Raw genomic sequence first — 10,013 nt, forward strand, 5'->3', positions numbered from 1 at the left:
GCGCTTGTCCTCGGCCATGAAGGCCAGCATCGCCTTGCCGGCGCCGCCGCAATTGAGCGGTCCGCGCGAGCCGATCCGCATGTCGAGCTGCATGCCCTCGTTGCCGCGCACCTTGTCGATGCACACCCCATACCCGCCGCTCAACGCGTTGATATTGACCGTCTCCTTCGTCGCCTCGGCGATCCTTTCGGCGAACGGCCGGCAGAGCCGCGGCAGGTCGATGCGCTCGAGCTGCAGGCCGGTGATCTCGAGCAGGCGGAACGACAGCTCCCACTCGCCCGAGGGGGTGCGATCGACCACCCCCTCCTCGGCGAGGTCGAGCAGCATCCGGTGCACCGAGCCGAGCGGCAGCTGCAATTGCTGCGACACGGCGCGGACCCCCAGCGGACCCTTCCTTGCGAGAAGATCCATGGCCTGGATTGACCGGGTGATGCTCGACATGGGCCCTCGTTGTCCCTGTTTACCAGTGGGTCTTCTTGGTCGTCGCGTTGGGTTCGATCAGATTGTCGTCGATATAGTCCCACTCGATTTCGTAGCCCATGCCCGGGCCCTTGGGCAGGTGCACGTAGCCCTCGGCATCGATCTTATCGACAGTGTTCTTGAGGTACGGGTGCGGCGCGTCATAGTCGACGCCGGGCGCCAGCAGGCCCTTCTCGTAGTACTCCGAGGTGTCTTCCGAGGTGGCGCCGATGACCTGCAGGTTGCCCCAGCCGGCCATGTGCATCTCGCAGCGCAGCCCATAGGCCTCGGCGACGATGGCGGTCTTCCGCGCCCCGGTGATACCGCCGCGAACCACGTCGATGCGGCTCATGTCGCCCGCACCACGCAGGATCCACTCGGCGCGGGAGAACACGCCGCCGGCGACGATCTCGGGCGAGAGGATCGGGATCGACAGCTCACGCGACAGCCGCACATAGCTCTCGACGCGGTATTCCGGCATCGGGTGCTCGTACCAGTAGAAGTTCAGCTTTTCGAGCTCGCGCCCGACCTGGATCGCCTCCTCCATGGTCATGTAGGTGCCCCAGGGATCGAACATCAGCACGTAGTCGGGGCCAACCGCCTCGCGCACCAGGTGGCAGGTCTCGATATCGGCCTTGATGTTGGACGGGCGGCCCGGCGTCGGCGTGCCGGTCTCGGGGTTCCAGAAATAGTGCGGATGGATCTTGTAGGCCTGGTAGCCCTCGGTCTTGCAAGCGAGCGCATGGTCGGCATAGACCTGCGGCTTGCCGATATTTGGGTAGGTCGAGGCGTAGGCCTTGACCTTCTCACGGCCCGCGCCGCCCATGAGCTTGTAGACCGGCAGGTTGGCGTAGCGCCCGGCGAGATCCCAGAGCGCATTGTCGATTACGCTCGCGACGTTCTCCTGGATGTTGGCGACCCACATCCACTTCCAGATCATCTCGCGATCCATCGGGTCCTGTCCCACCAGCAGGTCCTTGATCCGCCAAAGGATCTGCTGCTGGTCGACGACGTTCAGCCCCTCGTTGTCGCCATGCGAGCCGCCGCCCAGATAGTGCCCGACCACGCCCTCGTCGGTGTGGATGGTGAGCACGGTCTGCATCATCTGCGTGTTGGGCATCGGCAGCGCATGGCCGACATCCCAGCGGTCGGCATAGGTGCGGAACGACTTGATGGTGATGTCCGAGATCTTCACGGCGGGATTCCTTGGGTCCGGGGATGACTGTTATTCGTAGGCGTCGCCGCCGCGCAGGCGGTCGAGCAGCACCGCCGCGAGCAGCAGCAGGCCGACAATGATGTTCACGTAGTAGGGACTGATGGCCTTTAGATCGAGGATGTTCGAGACCCCTGCCACGGCAAGAAGGCCCAGCGCACCGCCGACCGGATTGCCGACACCGCCGCGCAGGATCGAGTAGCCGCCGATCATCAGCGCCGCATAGACCTGGAACTCGAGGCCGACGCCGGTAGCGCGCGCGGCGCTGCCGAGCTGGCCGGCAAACACGATCCCGCCGAGCCCGGCTCCGAAGGCCGAGAGCAGCAGTGCCGCAACGCGCACCTTCTTCACCGAAATGCCGGCGCGGGCGGCCGCGCGATCATCGCCGCCCACGGCCTGCACATGCCGGCCCATCCGCGTCTTGGTGACGATCACCGCTGCGATAGCGGTCAGGAGGATGGCGAGAAGGAAGAACAGCGGCAGCCCGAAGATGGTCATGCTCACGAGGTTGAACATGTCGATATTGAACGCAAAGATCGCGCCCTGCGAGCCGAGCAGCACCCAGGCGATGCCGCGCAGTGCCACCAGCATGCCGAGCGTCGCGGCGATCGGTTCGGCGCCGAAGCCGACGATCGCGATGGCGTTGATGCCGCCGAAGCACAGGCATGCCACCAGCGTCACCGCCGCGGCGCTCGCCGGATCCCAGCCGAGCGAGATCAGCAGCGCGAACAGCGCCGAGGAGAAGCCGACCATCGAGCCGATCGACAGATCGACCACGCCCGACAAGAGCGCCGGGCCCGAAAAGGCGCCGACGATCAGCGGCACGATCAGGAAGGTGCCCATGATCGAGATGTTGCCGAACGACAGGAATTTCGGCCCCACCCAGAACCAGCCCACCGCGACGACGGCAATGAAGGTGAAGGTGATCGAGGCGACCGAGCCGGTCAGCACGTCGCGCCAGGGATTGTGCGGCGCGGGCGGCAGCGCGGTGGTGTCGGCGGCGACGGTGGTCATGGTGTTCCCTTCCGCGCGCGGTAGCCGTCGATGGCGACCGCGATGATCAGGATCAGGCCCTGGAAGATCGACTGCGTGTCCGAGCTCAGCCCGAAGAACACCAGCGAGGTGGGAATGGTCGAGAGGAACCCGACGCTCAGCAGCAGCATCCAGAAATTGCCGCGCCCGCCGGCGAGCGAGATGCCCGCGAGGATCACCCCGGCGATGATGTTGAGCTGCATGGCGTTGCCGGAGCCCGGATTGAACGGCCCGGCGGTCGCCGCGAACAGCACCGCGGCAAAGCCGACAAAGCCGCCGGCCGCCATGAAGATGGCAAAGCGCGTCGCCTTGAGCGAAATGCCGCGCGCCTTGGCGGCGGCACGATTGCCGCCAACGGCCGTGGCGCGGCGGCCGTACTTGGTGCGCGGCAAGAGGAAGCCGACGACCAGCACCAGCCCCAGCATCGGCCAGAAGATCGCCGGCAGGCCGAGGAAGCTGGCGCGGCCGAAATGATAGATGTCGCTGTTCAGCGGCACTTCGGCGAGCTGGAACACCAGGAACAGCACGGCGAGGCCGATGAAATTGGTCGCCAGCGTCACGATCACCGGATTGAGCTTGGCGAAAACGATGATCGCGGCGTTGAACGCCCCCCATACCATGCCGGTGAGAATGGCGCCGATGATCACCACGATCAGCGGCATGCCCGCTTCGGAGAGCCGGACGGCGACGAGGCTGGCGGTGATCATGCCGGCCGGTTGGCTCAGGTCGATGAAGCCGCCGGAGATGGCAACGAGGCCCTGGCCGATGGCCAGGACGCCGACGATCGACATGGTGAAAGCGACGGCCAGCACCGTCTGCTGCGAGAAGAAGTCCTGGCGATAGAGCCCGGTGGCCACGATCAGCAGCAGCCACACGGCAAGGAGCATCAGGCCGGTGCCCCAGCCACCGAAACGGACCTTGAGCGGCACGGCCGGCGGGGCCGTCTCGATCGCTTGGTTGAGGGACATCGGCTTCTCGTTCCGAGTGGTTCAGACGGTGGTCCCTTCTCCCCTCAGGGGAGAAGGTGGCGCGAAGCGCCGGATGAGGGGTGAAGCGGTGCAACAAGCGCTCGCTGAGAGCCTGCACCCCTCACCCACCTTTCCCCTGATGGGGAGAGAGGGCGCACCACCGAAATGGTGCGCCCGGCCCGGCAGCAGCTCAGCCCTTGTTCGGGCAGAACAGGTCGTACTCGGCGGTGCCGGCGGGCGCCGCGAGCAGCTGCTTCACGCGCTCGTTCATGTCCGGCACGGCCTTGGCCTGCTCGGCGGTAACCGGGCACGGCTGGACCTTGGACGCCGGGTCGCCGGCATCGGCCTTGAGCGGCGGCACGTTGCCGGCGGCGATCGGTCCGATCACGTCCTTGATGGCATACACGGCGTAGCCCTCGAGGAAGTAGAACACCGAACCGGCGAGATGCGGGTTGACGTTGTCGCCGGTGATGAAAGCGCCGTCCTGGCCCCAGCCGATGACGCCATCGGCGCGACCGAGTTGTTCGGCGGCGTTGATCAGCGCCAGCACGCCGCCGTCATTGAGGCCGACGACGGCGATGTTCTTGGCCTCGGGATGGGCGGCCAGCAGGTCGCGGGCGGCGGGCAGGCCGACGGCGGCGTCGCCCTGGCTCTCGAAGCTCACATATTTCGCATCGGGAATGTCCGGGCAGATATTCTTCAGGCCGGTGCGCATGCCGCCCGTACGCCACTCGTTGACGATGCCGGCGCCGGCGCCTTCAGCCGAGACCACCAGGTCCGGATTGCAGGCCCATTTCTCCTTGATGATCTTGCCCAGGCCCTCGCCACCGGCGATGCCTGCCGCGAGGTTGTCGATGCCGACGAAATACATGCCGGGGTCGGCGATGTCGTAGGTGACGATGGGGATATTGGCCTGCTTCATCACCGCCGAGATGGCCGGGTTCGAGGCCGCCTGGCCGTTGAACTGGATGACCGCGTCGACGCCTTCCTGGACGAAGATCTGCGCGTTCTTCAGCGCCGTCGCCGGGTCGTTGTTGTTGGAAAGCTCGACATAGTCCCAGCCGTTCTTTTCGGCCAGCGCCCGGGCGACGTCGCCCTGGGCCTTCATCCATTCGCAGCAGGTGTTGCCACCCACCGCCATGCCCAGCTTGAACTTGTCCTGGGCCTGCGCGACACCGGCAAGGCCGATGAGCGCGGGAACCGAAAGCGCCGTGACGGCGAGTACTCGTAGTAAGTTACGCAAGATAGGGTCTCCTCCCTTGAGTGCGGTAACGCTTGGTGGAACGGCCTCGGGCTCCTGCCTCAGGCCGCAACCTGGGCGGCGCGCGCCTCGGCGGAATCGCCGGGGATGGCGCCGGTAATCAGTCCGACGATCTCGTTGACCTCGGTCTCCTTGACCGTACGGGTGGCGATCGAGCGGCCGAGCCGCATCACCGTGATGCGGTCGGCGACGCTCATCAGCTGCTGCATGTTGTGGCTGACGATGATCACCGAGACATCATGCTTCCTCAGGTCACGGATGACCTCGAGCACCTGGCCGGTCTCGCGCACGCCGAGCGCCGCGGTCGGCTCGTCGAGGATGACGATGCGGCGCCCCCAGAGCAGCGCGCGGGCGATGGCGAGGCACTGGCGCTGGCCGCCCGACATGCCCTTCACCGGCACGTTGATCGAGGGCACCTTGACCTGCAGCGAGTTCAGCACCTCGCGGGCCCGCTCCCGCATCTTCTTGTCGTCGACGAGGTTGAACAGCTTGGCCAGCGGGTTCTTCGAGAGCTCTTCGCGGCCGAGATAGACGTTCTGGTAGGCCGACATGGTGTCGACCAGTGCCAGGTCCTGGTAGACCGTCTCGATCCCGGCATCCATGGCATCCTGGGCGCGCTTCAGCACCACGGGCTTGCCGTCGATGACGATCTCGCCGCCCGACGGCGTGAGGATACCCGAGAGGATCTTGAGCAGCGTCGACTTGCCGGCGCCATTGTCGCCGACCAGCCCCACCACTTCGCGCGGATAGAGTTTCAGCGACGCATCGGCCAGCGCCACGACGGCGCCGAAATGCCGCGAAATATTGCGTGCCTCAAGGACAGGCGAAAGCGCCTCGTTCCCCATGAGCCTTCCTCCCAACGCTTCTCGTACGTTCCGCATCTGGAACGAGCGTTTCATATTGGGGACACGCTAAGCACCGGTGACGGTCGTTGTCAACCAAGGGGGGATTCGACTTGAGGATGAGGAGGCTGTGAATTGAGAAGCCGGTGCGGGAAGATACCCCGCCCCTGCCCCCTCCCCGCACGGGGAGGGAGACGATGAGCCGCTTGCTCGGTTCGCGAGGTTGCGATGACGGTCGGGAGGGTCTCCCTCCCCCTTTGCGGGAGGGGACAGGGTGGAGGTATCCTCCCGCACCAGTCAAAAAGTCAGCGCCTCTAGGTCGTCAGCACCCGGTGCAGCACGCCCTGCAGGTGCCGGTCCAGCCCCTCGACGGCGCCCTCGACATCGCCGACGCCCAGCGCGTCGATGATCGCCAGGTGCTCCTCCATCGAGGTCACCGTGTTCGCCGGCCCCACGGCGTTCATGTTGTGCAACCGCAGCAGGTACATCTTTTGCGTCAGCCGCGCGTAATTGACGCGGATCTGGTCGTTCTCGTACGACGCGATGAAGGTATTGTGGAAGCGCCGCTCGAGCTCCTTCACCGGGATGCGGTAGCGCTCGATGTCGTTCACCCCGGCGACGAACTCGATGATCTCTTCATGGTCCTTGCGCATCGTCGCGATCCAGGCGGGCGTCACCGACCGCGCGAACTTCCGCAACCCCTCCCGCTCCAGAAGTCCGCGAAACTGGAAGCAGTTGCCGACGAATTTCACGTCCGGGTAAAAGATGGTGATCCCGACCTTGCGGCGAACGGTGATCAGCCCCTCGGCCTCGAGCAGCGTCGTCGTCTCGCGCATCGGCGACAGCGACAGGCCCAGCACCTGGCAGAGTTCATCCTGCGTCAGGGTCTGGCCCAGCTTCAGCCGGCCCTCGACCAATGCGTCGAAGAACGCCAGGTAGCCGGCATTCTCGATTTCCCCCCTCATCCTTTTCTCCTAGCCCCGGGTGCATTGACGCAGTTTCAAAGCCATAATACGCTCTTAATAGCGCTATTAAATATATTTGAAACCCGGCGCTAACAGAAACTTGTGAGCGGCGGCCCTCGGGCCCAACCGCTTTTTTGTATGAACTGACCCCGCGTGGAGGCATTCGGAGCAGAACCTCGAGCGGATCGCCCAATCGGCGATCGCCGCCGCTCCATCCTTCGAAATCCGCCGACGCCGCAACCAGCCCCCTGGAGGAAAAACATGACCGAGACATCCGATACCAAGAACAAGAGCGGCTGGTCGCGCCGGCGCGTCCTGACCACTGCCGCCAGCGGACTGGCGCTCGCCGCGGCCAGCGGCTTCCCGATGCCCGCCATCGCGCAGACCAAGAAGCTCACCTACTGGGGCGGCCTGATCTTTTCGGACGATGCCAACAAGCTCCTGAGCGACACCATCACGGCCTGGGGCGCCGCCAACGGCGTTGAGACCGAAGTGGTGATGATCAACCAGAACGAAACGGTGCAGAAGGTTTCGGCGGCCGTGTCGTCGAACACCATGCCCGACGCGCTCGATGTCGGCCTCGACCTGTTGCTGCTGCTGTCGCGCCAGGGCGTATTCTCGACGCTCGACGATCTCTACAAGAAGATCGGCGATGCGCAGGGCGGTTGGTTCGAGGGCCCCGATCGCGCCTCCGACACCACTGCCGCCGCGGGCGGCCGCACCGGCATCCCGTTCGGCGTCAACGGCAACCTGCTGCTCCGTCGCAAGGACCTGCTCGAGCCCGCCGGCTTCACCGAAGCCCCCAAGACCTGGGAAGAGCTGGTCACGCAGGCCGTTGCCATCAACAAGGCGCCGGTCTCCGGCCTCGGCCTGGCGCTCTCCAATGTCGGCGACGCCAACGTGCAGGTGAACGTGCTGCAGTCCTACGGCGGCCGCATCGCGGACGACGCGGGCAAGAAGGTCACCATCAAGTCCGAGGAAACCCGGGCCTACCTGACCTGGCTCAAGGACGCCTGGGACAAGGGCCTGTTCGCGCCGGGCAACACCACCTGGGACGGAGCGGGCGACAACCAGGCCTATCTCTCCGGTCAGGTCGGCTTCATCGCCAATACCGGCTCGGTGGGCATTGCCGCCAAGAAGGACGATCCGGAACTCTACGACGGCAGCGCCTTCTCGCCGCTGCCGGCCGGGCCGAAGGGCACGATCTCGCCGATCACGCCAAATCTGCGCGCCATCACCAAGGCGAGCGCCATGCAGGACGAGGCCAAGGCGCTGATCGAGCACCTGTCCAGCCCCGACTTCATGAACGCCTACTTCAACGTGGCGATCTATGGCCCGGTGCTGAAGAACCAGCAGCAGCTGCCGGCGTTCGACGGCTCCAACCCGATCCTGACCGGCCTGCTCGGCCTCGCCCAGGCCGGCACGGCACCCGCCTATCCGGACGTCTACAACTCCGCCTGGGCGGATTTCTCGTCCAACTTCATCGTCCCCAAGATGTGCCAGCGCGTCGTCGTCGACGGCTGGGACTTCGACAAGGCAATGGACGAAGCCCAGACCCAGGGCCAGGCGATCTACGACAAGTACTGATCCACGGTTCCTCCCTGCCGCGGATGGCCCAGCGCCATCCGCGGAATTTTCTGACTACGGATGACTCATGACGCTGGCGATCGATCAAGAACGGCAAAACCCCAAACGCTGGCGCCTTCCGGGCGGCTTCAGGATCAAGCTCTTCGCCTATGCGCTGGTCGCGCCGGTGATCATCCTGATCCTCGCGCTCGTCGCCTACCCGTTCCTGTTCGCCATCTGGGTATCGTTTACCGACCAGGTGATCGGCAGCGTCGGCCAGTTCGTCGGGTTCAAGAATTTCGAATATCTCGCCGGCACGGCGACGTTCTGGAGCGCCATCTGGAACACCGTGACCATCGTTCTCGTCTCGGACGGGCTTAAGCTCATCATCGGGCTCGGCCTGGCGCTGCTGGTGCATCAGAAGTTCCCCGGCCGCGGCATCTTCCGCTCGTTCCTGATGCTGCCCTGGGCCATGCCCGCCTTCGTCGCCTTCCTCACCTGGCGCGTGCTCTACCAGCCGATCGGCGGCGGTATAAACCTCATCCTCACCCAGACCGGCATCTACCCGCAGGTGGTCGATTGGCTCGGCCAGCGCTCCACCGCCATGGGTTCGGTCATCGTCGCCTCGGTGTGGCGCGGCTTCCCGTTCTGGTTCGTCTCGCTGCTCGCGGCGCTGCAATCGGTGCCTAAGGAGCTCTACGAAGCGGCGATCGTCGATGGCGCCAATGTCTGGCAGCGCTTCTGGTCGGTCACCGTTCCCGGCATCCTGCCGGTGATCATCGTCACCACGCTCCTGAGCTCGATCTGGACCGCCAACGGCTTCGAGCATGTCTGGCTCCTGACCGCGGGGGGGCCGTCCGACGCCACCATGGTGTTCCCGGTGCTGGCCTTCTTCGGCATGCAGACGCAGCGCATCGGCGAGGCCGCCGCGGTCTCGGTCTACATGCTGCCGGTGCTCGCCATCCTCGTGCTCTTCGCCACCTCGCTCATGATGCGCAAAGAAGACTAATGTCGACCGCCCTCGCAGATATCGTCACTCCCGCCACCACGAGTTCCAGCGCCAAGGCGCGGCGCCGGCTGCTGACCGGCCGCGTCCTCACCTACGCAGCGCTCGGCATTGCCGTGCTGCTGGTGCTGTTCCCGATCTACTGGATGATCATCACTTCGCTGAAGCTGCCGCGCGAGATCTATCGCGTGCCCTCGCTCTGGCCCAAGACCTTCACGCTCGACAACTTTTCGAAGCTCCTCGCCGACGGCCAGTTCCTCCTCGCCATCCGCAACAGCCTGATCGTGTCGACCATCGTCACCCTCATCTCGGTGATCATCTCGTCCTTCGCCGCCTATTCGATGGTGCGCTTCCGCTACCGCTTCCGCGGCGTGTTCGGCCGGCTGATCCTGTTTGCCTACCTCACCCCCGGCTCGCTGCTGTTCATCCCGCTGTCGATCGTCATGGCGCAACTGCACCTTGGCAATTCGCTGGTCGGGCTGATCTTCGTCTACCTGACCTTCTCGCTGCCGCTCTCGACCTGGCTGCTGCAGGGCTATTTCCGCGGCGTGCCGCGCGAGCTCGAGGAGCAGGGGATGATCGACGGGCTTAGTCGCTTCGGCGCGCTGATCCGCATCGTCCTGCCGCTCTCGGCGCCGGGCATCGCGGCGGTCGCCATCTTCACCTTTACCGGCGCCTGGAACGAGCTGCTGTTCGCGCTC

At 65.2% G+C, this 10,013-nt stretch carries 10 protein-coding genes; 3 read left to right on the forward strand and 7 right to left on the reverse strand.

The genetic code is table 11. The features are described from left to right. The 7 genes from JWQ89_RS13695 to JWQ89_RS13725 all read right to left on the reverse strand — a co-directional run. A partial coding sequence (locus JWQ89_RS13695) for a helix-turn-helix domain-containing protein (protein ID WP_299641887.1) occupies positions 1-441 on the reverse strand: 441 nt, incomplete at its 3' end. Positions 442-460: 19 nt separating this feature from the next. Further along, positions 461-1,654, reverse strand: a complete 1,194-nt coding sequence (locus JWQ89_RS13700) for an enolase C-terminal domain-like protein (RefSeq protein WP_299641888.1) — start codon at positions 1,652-1,654, stop codon at positions 461-463. A 30-nt stretch (positions 1,655-1,684) separates the two neighbouring features. Then, a complete protein-coding gene (locus JWQ89_RS13705; RefSeq protein ID WP_299641890.1) occupies positions 1,685-2,686 on the reverse strand; it encodes an ABC transporter permease in 1,002 nt (333 codons plus the stop codon). Then, a complete protein-coding gene (locus tag JWQ89_RS13710) occupies positions 2,683-3,672 on the reverse strand; it encodes an ABC transporter permease (protein WP_299641892.1) in 990 nt (329 codons plus the stop codon). Before JWQ89_RS13710 ends, JWQ89_RS13705 begins: the two co-directional genes overlap by 4 nt. 190 nt (positions 3,673-3,862) lie before the next feature. Further along, on the reverse strand, positions 3,863-4,915 hold the full coding sequence (locus JWQ89_RS13715; RefSeq protein WP_299641893.1) for a substrate-binding domain-containing protein: 1,053 nt from the start codon (positions 4,913-4,915) through the stop codon (positions 3,863-3,865). Between the two features lie 59 nt (positions 4,916-4,974). Then, positions 4,975-5,778 (reverse strand): ATP-binding cassette domain-containing protein, encoded by an 804-nt coding sequence (locus JWQ89_RS13720; RefSeq protein WP_299641895.1) that lies wholly within the window; start codon positions 5,776-5,778, stop codon positions 4,975-4,977. Between the two features lie 311 nt (positions 5,779-6,089). Then, entirely contained in the window at positions 6,090-6,740 is a 651-nt protein-coding gene (locus JWQ89_RS13725) for a GntR family transcriptional regulator (RefSeq protein WP_299641897.1), read from the reverse strand. Positions 6,741-7,001: 261 nt separating this feature from the next. Between JWQ89_RS13725 and JWQ89_RS13730 the strand changes: the two genes are divergently transcribed. From JWQ89_RS13730 to JWQ89_RS13740, 3 genes are all read left to right on the forward strand, one after another. Next, positions 7,002-8,327 carry an extracellular solute-binding protein gene (locus JWQ89_RS13730; RefSeq protein ID WP_299641899.1) on the forward strand — a complete coding sequence of 442 codons (1,326 nt, stop codon included), beginning with the start codon at positions 7,002-7,004 and terminating at the stop codon, positions 8,325-8,327. A 67-nt stretch (positions 8,328-8,394) separates the two neighbouring features. Continuing rightward, positions 8,395-9,315 carry a sugar ABC transporter permease gene (locus tag JWQ89_RS13735; RefSeq protein WP_299641901.1) on the forward strand — a complete coding sequence of 307 codons (921 nt, stop codon included), beginning with the start codon at positions 8,395-8,397 and terminating at the stop codon, positions 9,313-9,315. Beyond that, a partial coding sequence (locus tag JWQ89_RS13740; protein ID WP_299641903.1) for a carbohydrate ABC transporter permease occupies positions 9,315-10,013 on the forward strand: 699 nt, incomplete at its 3' end. The genes JWQ89_RS13735 and JWQ89_RS13740, both read left to right, overlap by 1 nt.

This window comes from Devosia sp. (assembly GCF_028290645.1).
Classification (GTDB): Bacteria; Pseudomonadota; Alphaproteobacteria; order Rhizobiales; family Devosiaceae; genus Devosia_A.

What these genes read in the sequence shown, in the direction of transcription:
- JWQ89_RS13705 (WP_299641890.1), bottom strand. Translation starts at nt 2,686, where the DNA reads ATGACCACCGTCGCCGCCGACACCACCGCGCTGCCGCCCGCGCCGCAC.
- JWQ89_RS13710 (WP_299641892.1), bottom strand. Translation starts at nt 3,672, where the DNA reads ATGTCCCTCAACCAAGCGATCGAGACGGCCCCGCCGGCCGTGCCGCTC.
- JWQ89_RS13720 (WP_299641895.1), bottom strand. Translation starts at nt 5,778, where the DNA reads ATGGGGAACGAGGCGCTTTCGCCTGTCCTTGAGGCACGCAATATTTCG.
- JWQ89_RS13725 (WP_299641897.1), bottom strand. Translation starts at nt 6,740, where the DNA reads ATGAGGGGGGAAATCGAGAATGCCGGCTACCTGGCGTTCTTCGACGCA.
- JWQ89_RS13730 (WP_299641899.1), top strand. Translation starts at nt 7,002, where the DNA reads ATGACCGAGACATCCGATACCAAGAACAAGAGCGGCTGGTCGCGCCGG.
- JWQ89_RS13735 (WP_299641901.1), top strand. Translation starts at nt 8,395, where the DNA reads ATGACGCTGGCGATCGATCAAGAACGGCAAAACCCCAAACGCTGGCGC.